This window comes from Streptomyces sp. NPDC001056, assembly GCF_053598955.1.
In genome coordinates, this window is the sequence record NZ_JBSFLI010000001.1 from 481,626 (window position 1) to 494,071 (window position 12,446).

General features: G+C 73.1%; 12 protein-coding genes, 1 tRNA gene, 1 other RNA gene and 2 pseudogenes. 9 read left to right on the forward strand and 7 right to left on the reverse strand.

Annotation, left to right across the window (positions count from 1 at the left end):
• Nucleotides 1-134: 134 nt before the first annotated feature.
• The gene (locus ACWDD7_RS02235) at nt 135-431 is read right to left on the reverse strand and encodes a type II toxin-antitoxin system VapB family antitoxin (protein ID WP_004943146.1); all 297 of its coding nucleotides are present in this window, start codon (nt 429-431) and stop codon (nt 135-137) included.
• Nucleotides 432-566: 135 nt separating this feature from the next.
• On the opposite strand from ACWDD7_RS02235, the gene ACWDD7_RS02240 reads away from it, so the two are divergent.
• Complete coding sequence (locus tag ACWDD7_RS02240; protein ID WP_450455760.1) at nt 567-2,102, forward strand: helicase HerA-like domain-containing protein; 1,536 nt, start codon at nt 567-569, stop codon at nt 2,100-2,102.
• Between the two features lie 6 nt (nt 2,103-2,108).
• On the opposite strand, the gene ACWDD7_RS02245 is transcribed toward ACWDD7_RS02240, so the two are convergent.
• Both ACWDD7_RS02245 and ACWDD7_RS02250 read right to left on the reverse strand, forming a co-directional pair.
• On the reverse strand, nt 2,109-2,804 hold the full coding sequence (locus tag ACWDD7_RS02245) for an HdeD family acid-resistance protein (RefSeq protein WP_450455762.1): 696 nt from the start codon (nt 2,802-2,804) through the stop codon (nt 2,109-2,111).
• 66 nt (nt 2,805-2,870) lie between these two features.
• Entirely contained in the window at nt 2,871-3,464 is a 594-nt protein-coding gene (locus ACWDD7_RS02250) for an HhH-GPD-type base excision DNA repair protein (protein WP_351878542.1), read from the reverse strand.
• 72 nt (nt 3,465-3,536) lie between these two features.
• Between ACWDD7_RS02250 and ACWDD7_RS02255 the strand changes: the two are divergent.
• From ACWDD7_RS02255 to ACWDD7_RS02265, 3 genes and pseudogenes are all read left to right on the forward strand, one after another.
• A pseudogene (locus ACWDD7_RS02255) lies at nt 3,537-3,695 on the forward strand (GNAT family N-acetyltransferase); the annotation flags it as partial.
• Nucleotides 3,692-4,168 (forward strand): cupin domain-containing protein, encoded by a 477-nt coding sequence (locus ACWDD7_RS02260; RefSeq protein ID WP_351878545.1) that lies wholly within the window; start codon nt 3,692-3,694, stop codon nt 4,166-4,168. The pseudogene ACWDD7_RS02255 and the gene ACWDD7_RS02260, both read left to right, overlap by 4 nt.
• Complete coding sequence (locus tag ACWDD7_RS02265) at nt 4,165-4,926, forward strand: SDR family NAD(P)-dependent oxidoreductase (RefSeq protein ID WP_450455764.1); 762 nt, start codon at nt 4,165-4,167, stop codon at nt 4,924-4,926. Before ACWDD7_RS02260 ends, ACWDD7_RS02265 begins: the two co-directional genes overlap by 4 nt.
• A 39-nt stretch (nt 4,927-4,965) precedes the next feature.
• On the opposite strand, the gene ACWDD7_RS02270 is transcribed toward ACWDD7_RS02265, so the two are convergent.
• Entirely contained in the window at nt 4,966-5,838 is an 873-nt protein-coding gene (locus ACWDD7_RS02270) for a helix-turn-helix transcriptional regulator (RefSeq protein ID WP_450455766.1), read from the reverse strand.
• Between the two features lie 190 nt (nt 5,839-6,028).
• Here ACWDD7_RS02270 and ACWDD7_RS02275 point away from each other — a divergent pair, with 190 nt between their 5' ends.
• Nucleotides 6,029-6,790, forward strand: a complete 762-nt coding sequence (locus ACWDD7_RS02275; RefSeq protein ID WP_450455767.1) for an SDR family oxidoreductase — start codon at nt 6,029-6,031, stop codon at nt 6,788-6,790.
• A 165-nt stretch (nt 6,791-6,955) separates the two neighbouring features.
• Here ACWDD7_RS02275 and ACWDD7_RS02280 read toward each other — a convergent pair whose 3' ends face one another.
• Nucleotides 6,956-7,438 (reverse strand): zinc-binding dehydrogenase, encoded by a 483-nt coding sequence (locus ACWDD7_RS02280; RefSeq protein ID WP_450455769.1) that lies wholly within the window; start codon nt 7,436-7,438, stop codon nt 6,956-6,958.
• A gap of 86 nt (nt 7,439-7,524) precedes the next feature.
• On the opposite strand from ACWDD7_RS02280, the gene ACWDD7_RS02285 reads away from it, so the two are divergent.
• Nucleotides 7,525-7,824: a helix-turn-helix domain-containing protein gene (locus tag ACWDD7_RS02285; RefSeq protein ID WP_450455847.1), complete on the forward strand. Its 300-nt coding sequence runs from the start codon at nt 7,525-7,527 to the stop codon at nt 7,822-7,824.
• Nucleotides 7,825-7,983: 159 nt separating this feature from the next.
• Here the strand turns inward: ACWDD7_RS02285 and ACWDD7_RS02290 are convergent.
• Together ACWDD7_RS02290 and ACWDD7_RS02295 are read right to left on the reverse strand one after the other, a co-directional pair.
• Nucleotides 7,984-8,061: pseudogene (locus tag ACWDD7_RS02290) on the reverse strand (DNA-binding response regulator); the annotation flags it as partial.
• Between the two features lie 231 nt (nt 8,062-8,292).
• Nucleotides 8,293-8,380, reverse strand: a tRNA-Ser gene (locus tag ACWDD7_RS02295).
• Between the two features lie 73 nt (nt 8,381-8,453).
• On the opposite strand from ACWDD7_RS02295, the gene ffs reads away from it, so the two are divergent.
• The 3 genes from ffs (at nt 8,454) to purD (ending at nt 12,400) form a co-directional block, all read left to right on the forward strand.
• An RNA gene (ffs, locus tag ACWDD7_RS02300) (signal recognition particle sRNA small type) lies at nt 8,454-8,548 on the forward strand.
• Nucleotides 8,549-8,604: 56 nt separating this feature from the next.
• Nucleotides 8,605-10,935: a DNA polymerase III subunit gamma and tau gene (locus ACWDD7_RS02305; RefSeq protein WP_450455771.1), complete on the forward strand. Its 2,331-nt coding sequence runs from the start codon at nt 8,605-8,607 to the stop codon at nt 10,933-10,935.
• A gap of 208 nt (nt 10,936-11,143) precedes the next feature.
• On the forward strand, nt 11,144-12,400 hold the full coding sequence (gene purD, locus ACWDD7_RS02310; protein ID WP_450455772.1) for a phosphoribosylamine--glycine ligase: 1,257 nt from the start codon (nt 11,144-11,146) through the stop codon (nt 12,398-12,400).
• Nucleotides 12,401-12,446 lie beyond the last annotated feature (46 nt).

Sequence of the window (12,446 nt, forward strand, 5' to 3'; positions counted from 1 at the left end):
TATCAGATGATCAGTCGAGGGCGCTCAGTGGAACCCGAAAGGGTCAATGGGTGGGCGCCACAGGGCCGATGGGACACTCGGCCGGCCCCCGCCGTCCAGCCCGCGCGGGCGCGCCGCCGCCGACCGCCCCGCCGTCAGTCGAGCTCAAGCACCCGCGCGTGCAGCACCTGGCGCTGCTGGAGCGCCGCCCGCACCGCGCGGTGCAGGCCGTCCTCCAGGTAGAGATCGCCCTGCCACTTCACGACGTGTGCGAAGAGGTCGCCGTAGAACGTCGAGTCCTCCGCCAACAGGGTCTCCAGGTCCAGCTGCTGCTTGGTGGTCACGAGCTGATCGAGGCGGACCGGGCGCGGCGCGACGTCCGCCCACTGCCGGGTGCTTTCCCGGCCGTGATCGGGGTACGGCCGGCCGTTTCCGATGCGCTTGAAGATCACACGGAAAGCCTACCGGCCCAGACGTTCCGGGCGCAGCCATGGCGCCGGAGTGCGACGCTGGAAAAGGCTCCGCAAACAAGGACAAATGCCTGCCTATCGGCAGCAGGCGCCGGGACGAAGGAACAGGGGGACCGGATGAGCGACAGCGACGCGGCCCCCGAGGCGCCCGCCGGGCTCCCCGACCCGGCCCGGAAGATCGCCGCCGGGTACGCCTTCTCGGGCCCCGCCCTCGACCTCGGCGCCCTCCTGTGGGACGGCGGCTGCCACCCGGACGCCCCGGTGCGCGTCCCCGTCTCGGTGCTCAACCGGCACGGCCTGGTCGCGGGCGCGACCGGCACCGGCAAGACCAAGACCCTCCAGCTGATCGCCGAACAGCTGTCGGCGCAGGGGGTGCCGGTGTTCCTCGCGGACATCAAGGGCGACCTGTCGGGCATCGCGCGCCCCGGCCAGGACGGCGACCGGGTACGGCAGCGGTCCCGCGAGGTCGGCCGGCGGTGGACGCCGGCGGGATTCCCCGCGGAGTTCTACGCGCTCGGCGGCCTCGGCCACGGCATCCCGGTGCGCGCCACGGTGACGAGTTTCGGCCCGGTGCTGCTGTCCAAGGTGCTCGGGCTCAACCGGACCCAGGAGCAGTCGCTCGGCCTGGTCTTCCACTACGCCGACACCAAGGGCCTGGAACTGGTCGACCTCAAGGACCTCCGGGCGGTCGTCGCCTTCCTCACCCCCGACGAGGGCAGACCCGAGCTGAAGGGGATCGGCGGCCTCTCCGCGGCCACCGCCGGGGTGATCCTGCGCTCGCTCACCGCCTTCGAGGCGCAGGGCATGGCGGACTTCTTCGGGGAACCGGAGTTCGACACGGCCGCCTTCCTGCGCACGGCGCACGACGACCGGGGCATCGTCTCGGTCCTCGAACTCCCCGCCGTACAGGACAGACCGCAGCTGTTCTCGACGTTCCTGATGTGGCTGCTGGCCGACCTCTTCCACGACCTGCCGGAGATCGGCGACGCGGACAAGCCCAGGCTGGTGTTCTTCTTCGACGAGGCGCATCTGCTGTTCGACGGCGCGTCCAAGGCGTTCCTGGACTCGATCACGCAGACCGTGCGGCTGATCCGCTCCAAGGGTGTCGGCGTCTTCTTCGTCACCCAGACCCCGAAGGACGTGCCCGCCGACGTCCTCGGCCAGCTCGGCAACCGCGTCCAGCACGCGCTGAGGGCCTTCACCCCGGACGACCAGAAGGCGCTGCGGGCGACCGTGCGGACCTTCCCGAGGTCGTCGTACGACCTGGAGGAGCTGCTGACCGGGCTCGGCACCGGCGAGGCGGTGGTCACCGTGCTCGGCGAGAACGGCGCCCCGACCCGGCTGTGCGCCCCGGAATCCCTGATGGGCCCGCTGGATCCGGCCGAACTGGACGACGCGGTACGGAACTCGCCGCTCCACGACCGTTATGCACAGGCTGTGGACCGCGAGTCGGCGTACGAGAGGCTGAGTGCCGCGCCGGTGGAGCGGCAGGCGCCCGAAGCGCCGCGGGAGCGCCCGGCGAGGGAGGAGCCCTCGCTGGTCGAACAGGTCGTCGGCAGCGGGATGTTCAAGTCCCTGGCCCGCTCGGTCGGCACCCAGCTGGGCCGGGAGATCACGCGTTCGCTGTTCGGGACGGCCCGCCGCGGGCGGTGATCCGGTTCAGACGGTCTGCGGCACCTGCCGCGCCCGGTGCCGGATGCGGAACGCGGTGATGATCTCGGTGATGCCCACCACGACCAGCCAGATGCCGCCGACGAGGGCCAGCACGGCGACCGAGTGGAAGGGCGAGTCGATCAGCACGATCCCGGCGACGAAGGTCAGGACGCCGAGCAGGATCTGCCAGCCGCGCGCGGGCATCCGGGGATCGGAGATCGCGGCCATGGTCTGGGTGACCCCGCGGATCAGCCAGCCGATGCCGATCCACAGCGCGAGCAGCAGGATCGACTGCATGGGCCCGCGGAAGCAGAGCAGACCGAGCAGGATCGACAGCGTGCCGCTGGTGAACGCCAGCACCCGCAGCGAGGTCGCCTGGTGCGTACCGAACGCGGCGATCAGCTGGAAGACACCGCTGACCAGGAGGTAGATGCCGAAGAGGACGCCGGCCACGGCCAGCGAGGGGCCCGGCCACACCAGGACCAGGATGCCGAGGACCAGCGAGGCGATCCCGGTGACCAGGACCACCTGCCAGGCGGCGCGGGCCAGCGCGTGCAGCGGCCCCTCGAAGGGCGGTTCGGGCTCGTGGCGCTCCCGGCGCCCCTGCGGTTCGTGCGGCGCGCCGGGCGGGTGTCCGCCGTGGACGCGCTGGTCGTCGTACTCACGGCCCCACTCCGGGCCCTGATGCGATGCCTCGGTCATGGTCCATGCTCGGAACGGTTCCGCGCGGTCCGCCACTCGGGTGGGCCACCAGGCGTACGCCCCCGCTCACTTCCGGGCCGCCTTCGCCGCCTTGGCCGCGGCCTTCATCTCCTGCTTGTGGGCGCGCACCCTGGTGAGCGAGTCCGGTCCCGTGATGTCGGCGACGGACCGGTAGGACCCCGGTTCGCCGTAGGCGCCGGCGGCCTCGCGCCAGCCCGTCGGCGCGACCCCGAGCTGCTTGCCCAGCAGCGCGAGGAAGATCTGCGCCTTCTGCCGGCCGAACCCGGGCAGGTCCTCCAGCCGCTTCAGCAACTCGGCCCCGCTCCCGACGCCCCTCCAGACGGCTTCGGCGTCCCCGTCGTAGTGCTCGACCAGGTACTGGCACAGCTGCTGGATCCGCTTCGCCATGGAGCCCGGATAGCGGTGCACGGCCGGCTTCTCGGAGAGGAGCGCGGCGAAGGCCTCCGGGTCCTGCGCGGCGATCTCGTGGGCGTCCAGGTCCTCGGCGCCGAGCCGGTCGGCGATGGTGCGGGGTCCCTTGAACGCCCACTCCATCGGGACCTGCTGGTCCAGCAGCATCCCGGTCAGCGCGGCGAGGGGCGAGCGCCCGAGCAGCGCGTCGGCCGCCGGGTCCTGGGCGAGGTGCAGGGTGACGTCCATGGGCCGATGATCCCGCGTCGCGTACGATTCCTCCATCAGAAGGAGATTTAGGTAAGGCTACCCTAAGATTTTGACCCGGACGTCCGCAACACCAAGGCCATCGCCCGCTTCGTCCGCGAGGGCTTCGTGCCCGGCGAGGCGGTGGTGCTCCCCGAGGTGGACCTCCCCGACGTCCGCCTTCCCGAGAAGCACGCCCGACTCGCCTTCCTGGACGTAGCTTTCGGAGGATGACGACTCCGCACGAGCTGATCGCCCACTACGGACTCGAACCGATCCCCCGCGAGGGCGGCCTGTTCCGGCGCACCTGGGCGGGGCCCGAGCGGGCGGACGGCCGCCCCGAGGGCTCCGCCATCGTGGCGCTGCTCACGGCGGACGACTACTCCGCCCTGCACCGCCTGCCCTACGCCGAGATCTGGCACTTCTACCTCGGCGACCCGCTGCACCTCCTGCTCCTCGCCCCCGACGGCACCACCCGCACCGCCGTCCTCGGCCCCGGCCTGCGCGCCGGGCAGCGGCTCCAGCTGACCGTCCCGGCCCGCACCTGGATGGGCGCGCGGGTGGCCCCGGGCGGCGCGTGGACGTTCTTCGGCTGCACGACGGCCCCCGGGTTCACCTACGAGGACTACGAACACGGGGACCCGGCGGACCTCACGGCGCGTTACCCCGCCGAGGCCGCCCGGATCAGGGAACTGTGCCGCCCATGAGCCTCCTCGACGGACAGACCGCCCTGGTGACCGGAGCGGGCGGCGGCATCGGCCGCGCCATCGCCCTGCGTTTCGCCGAGGAGGGCGCGGCGGTCGCCCTCCACTGCCGCACGGCGGTGGAGGAGGCGGGCGAGGTCGCCGACCGCATCCGGGGGTCGGGCGGCGAGGCGGTCGTCCTGCGCGCGGACCTGACGGACGAGGACGCCTGCCACCGCCTGGTCCACGAGACCCTCAAGTGGTCCGGCGGCCGGCTCACGGCGCTGGTCAACAACGCGGCCGTCCAGCCGGTCCAGCCCCTGCCCGGCATGACGGCCGCGGAGTGGCGTGCGGTGGTCGACACCGACCTGACCAGCGTCTTCGCGTGCACCCAGGCCGCCGCGGCCCATCTGCGGGCCCACGGTGGCGGCACCGTGACCCACATCGCCTCCATCGAGGCCGACCGGCCCGCCCCCGGTCACGCCCACTACGGCGCGGCCAAGGCGGGGGTCGTCATGCACGCCCGCGCGGCCGCCCTGGAGTACGGCCCCGACGGCATCCGCGTCAACACGGTCTCCCCGGGCCTGATCGACCGCGAGGGGCTCGCGCGGGCCTGGCCGGACGGCGTCCACCGCTGGCTCACCGCCGCGCCCACCGGCCGCCTGGGCCGCCCCGAGGACGTGGCCGACGCCTGCGTCTTCCTGGCCTCACCCCTCGCCTCCTGGATCACCGGCCACGACCTGGTGGTGGACGGCGGTGTCTCGGCGCGGCCCACCTGGTGAGCCGGGCGCCACCGGTCCGCCGCCCGCGACGGCTGTGCGTCAGGGTGTCGTCGGGCGCGGGTCGTCCGCCGGTCTGTCGTGTGCTGTGCCGGCGGACTCGGTGTGTGAGAGTGCGGCGAGGAGCCGCAGTTTCTCGTCGCTGTCGCTGTCCTTGTCGGGGTAGTAGACGACGAGGATGACGTCGTCGACGGGGAGTTTGTCGCGATGGAGGCGTAGTTCACCGACGAGGGGGTGGTGGACCGTGGTCGTGCCTCCGTCGAGACTGCGGACGTCGTGGCGGGCCCACAGGGTGCGGAACCGCTGACTGGACAGTGCGAGTTCTCCGACGAGCTCGACGAACCGGGGGTTGTCGGTGTCGTCCCCGATGGTGGCGCGAAGGGTGGCGACGAAATCGGCGGTGGCCTTCGTCCAGTCCTGGTGGAAGGCTCGTTCCTCGGGATCGAGGAGGAGGGAACGCAGCCGGTTCTGGCCGGGCCGCAGGCGGGGGGAGAGCGCGACGGCCATGGGGTTGGAGGCCAGGACGTCGAACGCGCGCCCTTCGACGAACGCGGGGATCTGAAGGTGCGCGAGCAGCTCGTGCACCCGCGCCGGTACGTGCTCGGGTCGCTTGCGGCGCGGCGCCCTGGGGCGGGCCGCCGCGAGGCCGAGCAGATAGGTCCGTTCGATGTCGTCGAGCCGCAGGACGCGCGCGAGTGATTCGAGGACCTGCGGTGAGGGGTTCTTGTCACGGCCCCGTTCCAGACGCAGGTAGTAGTCGGGACTGATTCCGGCGAGCAGGGCGACTTCCTCACGGCGCAGGCCGGGCACGCGGCGGTTGCCACCGGCCGGGAGTCCTGCCTGCGCCGGGGAGACCAGCTCACGCCGGGCCCGTAGGTAGCTGCCGAGCCGGTTGCCGGATTCCTCGTCCTTCATGTCGACACCGTAGTGCGGTGCGCGTGTCTCAGCGGGGGCCCTGGCAGGACCAGGGAAGACGGGGGCCCTGCCACGCCCGGCGGATGCCGTCGAGACTGCGACAGCACTGTTTGGAAGAGACAGAGAGCAATCACTGTCTGCGCCGCGGGTCTGCACGCCGACGGCGCCCTGGACTGAAGGGAAGACCCCCGTGGATCTCTCCAACCGCACCGTTCTCATCGTCGGCGGAACCTCGGGTATCGGGCGCGAGCTGGCCCGGCGGTTCGCCGCGGCAGGCAGCACCGTGGCCGTGGGTGGCCGCAGCCCGGACGCACTCTCGGAACTCGCCGAAGAAGGCTTCGGCACGATCGGCATCGACGTCACCGACAGTGCCTCCGTCGCGGCTGCCCGCGACGCCGCGCTCGCCCGGTACCCCGAGCTGGACACCGTGGTGACGATGTCGGGCGTCATGCTCCTGGAGGACCTGCGCGACGCCGCGCACTTCCGGGCGGCAGAAACGACGATCGACACCAACCTGCTCGGCACCATCCGGGTCATCGACGCCTTCACCCCGCACCTGGTCCAGCGGGGTGCCGGCACCTTCGTCACCGTCACCTCGGGCATCGCCTTCCTGCCCTTCCCGCCCATGCCCAGCTACGCCGCCTCCAAGGCCGCGGTGCACGCCTACTCCGAGGCGCTGCGCGCGCAACTCGACGGCACCGGTGTCGACGTCGTCGAGCTCGTCCCCCCGGCCGTCGCCACGGCAGGCCAGGAAAAGGTGAACCCGCACGCGCTGCCGCTCGACGACTTCGCCACCGAGGTCATGCACCTGCTCTCGCAGGACCCCACCCCCCACGAGATCCTCGTGAAGGGCGTCCTCATGCACCGCTGGGCCGAGCGCGACGGCACCTACGACGACCTCGTCGCACAGCGCTCCAAGGCCCTGGCCATGCTCCCCGGCCGCCAAGGCTGACGCCTCCCCCCGATCTCCTCGTCCCGGGCGTCGACGAAGGAGGCGGTCACGGCCGTGCCGGCGAGTCCTGGAACGGCATGACCACGTCCTCCTGCGCCTGGGCCGCGCCCGACAGCGGCGGATCTCGTAGGACACGGTGCTGCTCCAAACAGCCTGCAGGCATGGTCAGTCGGTCACGGTGAGGACGACCTTGCCGCGGGTGCGGCCGGCCTGGACGCGGGCGTGGGCCGTGCCGACCTGTTCCAGCGGGAAGGTCTCCTCCACCTCGACGGCGACCTCACCGCTGTCGATCAGGCCCGCGATCGTGGTCAGCGCGGGACCGTCCGGCTCGACCAGGTACGCAGTGAGGCGCACACCGGCCGCCTCGGCCGCCCGGGCCAGGTCCGGGGAGACACCGGACGGTACGGCGACCAGCAGGCCGCCCGGGCGCAGGACCTTCAGCGAGCGGGTGCTGGTCCGGTCGTGCGCGTCGCCCACCAGGTCGATGACGACGTCGATGTCCTCGACGACGTCCTCGAAGCGGGTGGTGGTGTAGTCGATGGTCTCGTCGGCCCCGAGTTCCTTGAGCCAGGGATGGCGTGCGGCGCTGGCGGTGGCGATCACGTGGGCGCCCAGGTGCCGGGCGAACTGGACCGCGAAGTGGCCCACTCCACCGGCGGCGGCCGTGATCGCACCCGGTTCCGCAGGACACCGACCGTTCCACCTCGGCGACCCGGCAGTGGGCGCTGGACCGGCTGGCCGAGCCGATCACGCTGGAGGACATGGCCCGGCACGCGCACATGAGCGTGCGCACCTTCACCCGGCGGTTCCGCAGCGAGGTGGGCAGCAGCCCACTGAAGTGGCTGGCGCAGCGGCGGCTGGCCCACGCACGCCTGCTGCTGGAGTCCACCGACCTGACCGTCGCACGGATCGCCACCGCCTGCGGCTTCGGCGACCCCGTCGCCCTGCGCAAGCACTTCCACACGTACCTGGGCCTGTCACCACTGGCCTACCGGCGCGCCCACAGCGCACCGGAGCCGACGACGGCACGGTGACCGCCCGGCCGACGGCGGCTGCCGGCCGAGGCCCGGGCCGGCAGGCTGTACGGCGCCGGCACAACGAACGACGAAGGGCCCGACCGCATCACGGTCGGGCCCTTCTTCTGCCTCGCGGCAGGTGCGGAGGATACGAGAGGGGTGCGGGCGGGGGGTCGGTCAGGTCGGGGAAGCGCCGAGGAATCTCAGGACGGCGAGAACGCGCCGGTGGTCGGCGTCGGCTGCGGGCAGGTCGAGTCACTTCGTCGCGCCCGGCCGCGGGACCACCCCCACCGCCCGGTCATGGTGCGCCTGCGGACACGACCGGTTCGCCAGCGGGCAACGACGCGTCCTCGCGCTGATCGCCGATCACACCGCACACCGCACACCGCACACCAAGATCGCCGATGTCCTCTGGGGACCCCCGGGACAACGTCGAAGGGCCCCCTGTTTCCAGGGGGCCCTTCGACATCGTGCCCGGTGAGGCACTGGCGGAGGATACGAGATTCGAACTCGTGAGGGGTTGCCCCCAACACGCTTTCCAAGCGTGCGCCCTAGGCCTCTAGGCGAATCCTCCGGTCGGAACATTACATGACCGAGGAGGGTGCTCGCGAACTCGTTCCCGCAGGCCCGGATCGGGTACTCTCTGCGTAGCCCCTCACGCGGCGCTATCTGACTGAACTCCCCCAGGGCCGGAAGGCAGCAAGGGTAGGTCGGCTCTGGCGGGTGCGTGGGGGGCGTCTGCGTTGCCGGAGGCCGCGGCGGGGCCGGTTGTCGGTGTGCGCCTATAACCTCGTAAGCGTGTCGTCTCTCGCGCTGTACCGCCGCTACCGTCCCGAGACCTTCGCCGAGGTCATCGGGCAGGAGCATGTCACCGACCCGCTGCAGCAGGCGCTGCGGAACAACCGGGTCAATCACGCGTACCTGTTCAGCGGGCCGCGTGGCTGCGGGAAGACGACCAGCGCGCGCATCCTCGCCCGCTGCCTCAACTGTGAGCAAGGTCCCACCCCGACCCCGTGCGGCGAGTGCCAGTCCTGCCGCGACCTCGCGCGGGGCGGGCCGGGTTCGATCGACGTCATCGAGATCGACGCGGCGTCCCACGGTGGCGTGGACGACGCCCGTGAACTGCGCGAGAAGGCCTTCTTCGGCCCCGCGGGCAGCCGGTACAAGATCTACATCATCGACGAGGCCCACATGGTCACGTCGGCGGGCTTCAACGCCCTGCTGAAGGTCGTCGAGGAACCGCCCGAGCACCTCAAGTTCATCTTCGCCACGACCGAGCCCGAGAAGGTCATCGGCACCATCCGTTCGCGGACCCACCACTACCCCTTCCGGCTCGTGCCGCCCGGCACCCTGCGGGACTACCTCGCCGAGGTGTGCCAGAAGGAGGACATCCCGGTCGAGGACGGCGTGCTCCCGCTCGTCGTGCGCGCGGGCGCCGGTTCCGTCCGTGACTCCATGTCCGTGATGGACCAACTCCTCGCGGGCGCGGGCGCGGACGGTGTGACGTACGCCATGGCCACCGCCCTCCTCGGCTACACCGACGGCTCCCTCCTCGACTCCGTCGTCGAGGCCTTCGCCACCGGTGACGGCGCCGCCGCCTTCGAGGTCGTCGACCGCGTCATCGAGGGCGGCAACGACCCCCGCCGCTTCGTCGCCGACCTGCTCGAACGGCTCCGCGACCTGGTGATCCTCGCCGCCGTCCCCGACGCCGTCGACAAGGGGCTCATCGACGCCCCCGCCGACGTCCTGGAGCGCATGCAGGCCCAGGCCTCGACCTTCGGCGCCGCCGAGCTGAGCCGCGCCGCCGACCTCGTCAACGAGGGCCTCACCGAGATGCGCGGCGCCACCTCGCCCCGCCTCCAGCTCGAACTCATCTGCGCCCGCGTCCTGCTCCCCGCCGCCTACGGCGACGAGCGCTCCGTGATGGCCCGCCTCGACCGCATCGAGCGCGGCGTCAACTTCGGCGCGGGCGCCGGCGCCCCCGCCATGGGGTACGTCCCGGGACCGGAGGCCCACGGCGGCGCCCCGGCCGCGATGATGCCGCCCGGCGGCGGTCCCGCGGCGGCACGGGCGGCCGTACGGGTGCCGGGCGGGGCGAGCGGCGGCGGTCCCGGTGGTGCCCCGGGTGCCGGTCCGGGTGTCGGCGGTGCTCCGGGTGCCGGTGGTGCGGCTCCGGCCGCGCCCGCGCCTGCGGTCGCCCCTGCGCCTGCTCCCGCGCCTGCGGTCGCCCCTGCTCCCGCGCCTGCCGTTCCGGTGGAGCCGCCCGCCGCCGCTCCCGCCGAGCCTCCGGCTCCCGCGGCCCCCACCGCCCCCGGCGCCTGGCCCACCGCCGCCCCCGCCGGAAGCGGACGGCGCCCCGGTGGCTGGCCCACGGCCGCCGCGCCGGGCGGCCCGCAGGGCCAGGCCCCCTCGGCCGGCGCCCAGCCGACGGCCCAGCCCGCCCCCGCGGCCGCGCCCTCGGCCCCCCAGCCCGCCGCGACCGCCCCCGCCGGCGGGCTCGACCCCCGCATGCTCTGGCCGAACATCCTGGAGGCGGTCAAGAACCGCCGGCGCTTCACCTGGATCCTGCTCAGCCAGAACGCCCAGGTCACCGGCTTCGACGGCACCACCCTCCAGCTCGGCTTCGTGAACGCCGGAGCCCGTGACAACTTCGCGAGCAGCGGCAGCGAGGACGTGCTGCGGGCCGCGCTGGCCGAGCAGTTCAACGTGCAGTGGAAGATCGAGGCGCTGGTCGACCCGTCCGGCGGCGGCTCCGCGCCCCCCGCCCAGGGCGGCGGTTCCCCCGGCTTCGGCGGGGGCGGTGGCCACGGCGGCGCGGGTGCCCCGGGCGGCGGTCACGGCAACGTCGGCGCGTCCGGCGGCGGTGGCTACGGCGCACCCGCCGCCCGCCCCGGCGCGCCCTCCCGGCCCGCCCCGCAGATGCCCGCCCCGGGCGGCTCGGCGCCGTCGGCACCCCCGGTGTCCGCCGCGCCCCGGCCCACCGCGGCCCCCGAGCCGCCCCCCGTCTCCATCGAGGACGACATCCCCGAGGACGACGACCCCGACCTGGACGAGTCGGCCCTGTCCGGCCACGACCTGATCGTGCGGGAACTGGGCGCCACGGTGGTCGAGGAGTTCATCAACGAGTGAGGCCCGCGCGGCGCGCGGCAAGGGGGCCCGCTGAGGCTGCCCACTGAGGCCCCCCGTGGCTCCTGAGGCCGACGGCGCCGACGGCTCCCCGGGCACGCGCGGGACCCCTCGTACCGAGCCCGGACCTCACCGGAAGCCCGGCCCTTGGAGGAACATACGACTTCCCCGGGCCCCGGCCTTCGGCAACCTTGCCATTAGGCTGGCCCCCGTGAACGTCCTCGTCATCGGCAGCGGCGCCCGCGAACACGCCCTGTGCCGCTCCCTGTCCCTCGATCCCGACGTCACCGCGCTGCACTGCGCCCCCGGCAACGCCGGCATCGCCGAGGTCGCCGAGCTGCACCAGGTCGACGCGCTCGACGGTGCCGCGGTGACCGCGCTGGCGAACCGGCTCGGCGCCGAACTGGTCGTCGTCGGCCCGGAGGCCCCGCTGGTCGCCGGTGTGGCCGACGCCGTGCGCGCGGCGGGCATCGCGGTGTTCGGCCCGTCCGGCGAGGCCGCCCGGCTGGAGGGGTCCAAGGCCTTCGCCAAGGACGTCATGGCCTCGGCCGGGGTGCCGACCGCCCGGTCGTACGTCTGCACCACCGCCGAGGAGACCGCCAGGGCCCTCGACGCCTTCGGTGCCCCCTACGTCGTCAAGGACGACGGACTCGCCGCCGGCAAGGGCGTCGTCGTCACCTCCGACCTGGACGCCGCCAAGGCGCACGCGGCCGCCTGCGAGCGCGTGGTGATCGAGGAGTTCCTCGACGGTCCCGAGGTGTCCCTGTTCGCGGTCACCGACGGCGAGACCGTCGTACCGCTCCAGCCCGCACAGGACTTCAAGCGCGCCCTGGACGGCGACGAGGGCCCCAACACCGGTGGCATGGGCGCCTATTCGCCGCTGCCGTGGGCCGACCCGAAGCTGGTCGACGAGGTGCTGCGCACGGTGCTGCAGCCGACGGTGGACGAACTGCGGCGGCGCGGCACGCCGTTCTCCGGGCTGCTCTACGCCGGTCTGGCGATCACCAGCCGCGGGGTCCGGGTCATCGAGTTCAACGCCCGCTTCGGCGACCCCGAGACCCAGGTCGTGCTGGCCCGCCTGAAGACCCCGCTGGCCGGGCTGCTGATGGCCGCCGCCACCGGCAACCTCGCGGACCTGCCGCCGCTGCGCTGGAGCGAGGACGCGGCCGTCACCGTCGTCATCGCCTCCCACAACTACCCCGGCACCCCGCGCACCGGCGACCCGATCACCGGTCTGGACGAGGTCGCAGCCGAGGACGCCCCGCACGCCTACGTCCTGCACGCGGGCACCCGGCAGGACGGCGACGCGGTCGTCAGCGCGGGTGGGCGGGTCCTGTCCGTCACCGCGACCGGCAAGGACCTGACCGAGGCGCGCGAGCGGGCGTACCGGGCGGTGGACCGGATCGGGCTCGACGGCTCGCAGCACCGCACGGACATCGCGGCGAAGGCGGCGGCCGAGGCGCTCTGAGCCCCGCCGAGCCCCCCCGCACGCCTCCCAGCTCCCGTTTCAACCC

Excerpts from the sequence above, each read along its gene's own strand:
- ACWDD7_RS02250 (WP_351878542.1), bottom strand. The coding sequence starts at position 3,464 with ATGGACGTCACCCTGCACCTCGCCCAGGACCCGGCGGCCGACGCGCTG.
- ACWDD7_RS02265 (WP_450455764.1), top strand. The coding sequence starts at position 4,165 with ATGAGCCTCCTCGACGGACAGACCGCCCTGGTGACCGGAGCGGGCGGC.
- ACWDD7_RS02240 (WP_450455760.1), top strand. The coding sequence starts at position 567 with ATGAGCGACAGCGACGCGGCCCCCGAGGCGCCCGCCGGGCTCCCCGAC.
- ACWDD7_RS02245 (WP_450455762.1), bottom strand. The coding sequence starts at position 2,804 with ATGACCGAGGCATCGCATCAGGGCCCGGAGTGGGGCCGTGAGTACGAC.
- ACWDD7_RS02260 (WP_351878545.1), top strand. The coding sequence starts at position 3,692 with ATGACGACTCCGCACGAGCTGATCGCCCACTACGGACTCGAACCGATC.
- ACWDD7_RS02270 (WP_450455766.1), bottom strand. The coding sequence starts at position 5,838 with ATGAAGGACGAGGAATCCGGCAACCGGCTCGGCAGCTACCTACGGGCC.